The 2,073-nt window shown below is 59.3% G+C and carries 3 protein-coding genes and 1 pseudogene; all 4 read left to right on the top strand.

What is annotated here, in order from left to right; translation table 11 throughout:
- Positions 1–231: 231 nt before the first annotated feature.
- Entirely contained in the window at positions 232–909 is a 678-nt protein-coding gene (locus ACOVRJ_RS19245) for an ATP-binding protein (RefSeq protein WP_422045439.1), read from the top strand.
- Positions 906–1,292, top strand: a complete 387-nt coding sequence (locus ACOVRJ_RS19240; RefSeq protein WP_422045438.1) for a DUF7173 family protein — start codon at positions 906–908, stop codon at positions 1,290–1,292. The genes ACOVRJ_RS19245 and ACOVRJ_RS19240 overlap by 4 nt, the downstream gene beginning before the upstream one ends.
- Positions 1,293–1,296: 4 nt before the next feature.
- A complete protein-coding gene (locus tag ACOVRJ_RS19235) occupies positions 1,297–1,788 on the top strand; it encodes a DUF669 domain-containing protein (protein WP_422045437.1) in 492 nt (163 codons plus the stop codon).
- 60 nt (positions 1,789–1,848) lie between these two features.
- A pseudogene (locus tag ACOVRJ_RS19230) lies at positions 1,849–2,073 on the top strand (hypothetical protein); the annotation flags it as partial.

Raw genomic sequence — 2,073 nt, 5'->3', positions numbered from 1 at the left:
TGCTGTCCTCATTCATAAATCGGTACACAGTCGCCGGGTGAATCCCGGCATTCTGTGCTACACGCCGCAGATTGGCATCTGCCAGCCTGCTCTTGATCTGCTCAAGCGTCAACATTTTTGCACCCTCTGATATTTTTTTAGCGAACGGGTTGCACTGTACCGCGAATCGGGTTAGAGTGGCAAGACACCTCGAACTGATTTCCAGAAGGAGGTGCCAACCAGGAGAGCCGCATGGCTATCAATTTGAAATCAACAGGCAGTCTTGCTGCCAACGGAGTGAAGCTGCTCGTCTACGGCCAGGCCGGAGCGGGCAAGACCTCGCTGGTCAAGACGCTGCCCAACCCGATTGTCCTCTCAGCCGAGGGTGGCCTGCTATCCATACAGGACGCTGACATTCCCTACATCGAAATCGCTTCGATGGACGATCTGCGCGAGGCGTTCGCTTGGTGTAAGGACAGCAAGGAGGCCGCGGGCTTTCAGTCGGTGGCGCTGGACTCCATCAGCGAGGTTGCCGAGGTTGTGCTGGCCTATGAACTGAAGAAGAACAAGGACGGACGCGCAGCGTATGGCGAGATGAATACGACGATGCAGGAGCTGATCCGGGCCTTCCGCGACCTGCCGGGCAAGCATGTCTACATGAGCGCCAAGCTGGAGAAGTCGCAAGACGAGATGGGCAAGATGCTCTACAACCCGGGGATGCCCGGCAAGAGCCTGACGCAAGGTCTGCCCTACTTCTTCGACGAGGTGCTGGCCCTGCGCGTTGAGCGCGATGCCGAGGGTGTGACGCAGCGTGCGCTGATGTGCGACAGCGACGGGCTGTGGCTTGCCAAGGACCGCTCGGGCAAGCTCTCCGCTTGGGAAGCGCCGGATCTTGGAGCAATCATTGCCAAGATTGGGGGGAAGGCGTGACCGACCTCAAAGACTTAAGCACCGAGTGGCTGCGCTGGAAAGCGCAGGAAGAAGCCGCCGTGACCGAGCGGCGCAAGATCGAAGACCAGATCGTCAAGATGCTGGGCCTGCCCGAAGCGTTTGAAACTACCGAAACCGCCGAGCCTACGGGCATGGTGGTCAAGATCGCAGGGCGCATTGACCGCAAGGTCGATAGCGCCAAGTTGCAGGAGCTAGCCGCAGAGGCTGGCTTATCCGATCACCTCCCGAATCTGTTTCGTTGGAAGCCTGAGATAAACATGGCTGTATGGAAGGCAACCGATGACTCGATCACTAAGCCGCTGGCTGGTGCAATCACGGCCAAACCCGGCCGTCCCTCTTTCAAAATCACCATCAAGGAGTAACAACATGGCTTTCCTCTCTGAATCGTTTGACGTTAACCAGATGCCCGCCAAGAGCGGTGGCAACTACGAGCCGCTGCCCGCTGGCTGGTACACCGCCACCATCACGCAGGCAGAACTGAAGGACACCAAGGCTGGCACCGGCCAGTACATCAAGCTGCGCTACGACATCACCGGCCCGAGCCACGAAGGCCGCGTGGTGTTTGGCAACCTGAACATCAAGAACCCCAACCCGAAGGCCGAGGAGATTGGCCGCGCTGACCTGGGCGAGATCATGCGAGCCATTGGGCTGGCGAAAGTCAGCGACACCGATCAACTGATCGGCGGGCAACTGGGCATCAAGCTGGCGATCAAAGAGGACGCCCAGTACGGTGCCAGCAACGAGGTCAAGGGCTACAAGTCGCTGTCTGGCAGCACCGCCCCTAGCGCCGCCGCTCCTGCCGCTGCCCCGGCTCCTGCCGCCGCTAAGGGTGCCGCGCCTCCCTGGGCGAAGCGTTAAGAAAAAATCCCCGGCCCTTTTGGGGTCGGGGATGTCAACCAACTTAACTAGGAGTGGGTAATGCAAATACCCGAATCAGATCATAGCGTTCAGGCGCTGATTGACAAGTACCACGAAAGCAAGGCTGACAAGCCCCGCCCGCATCTAGGGGCTAGTCTGCTGGGCCACCCCTGTGATCGCTGGCTATGGCTGTCCTTTCGCTGGGCTGTACAGCCTAAGTTCCCAGGACGCATCCTGCGCCTGTTTCGGCGCGGCCAGAACGAGGAAGCCACCATCATCAGCGAC

Source organism: Roseateles sp., from assembly GCF_049240545.1.
In the GTDB taxonomy this organism is placed as follows: domain Bacteria; phylum Pseudomonadota; class Gammaproteobacteria; order Burkholderiales; family Burkholderiaceae_C; genus Paucibacter_A.
This window is presented reverse-complemented; position numbering and strand designations above follow the sequence as displayed.

Bases quoted from the DNA above. Each gene is read 5' to 3' on its own strand.
- ACOVRJ_RS19245 (WP_422045439.1), top strand. From the start codon at position 232: ATGGCTATCAATTTGAAATCAACAGGCAGTCTTGCTGCCAACGGAGTG.
- ACOVRJ_RS19235 (WP_422045437.1), top strand. From the start codon at position 1,297: ATGGCTTTCCTCTCTGAATCGTTTGACGTTAACCAGATGCCCGCCAAG.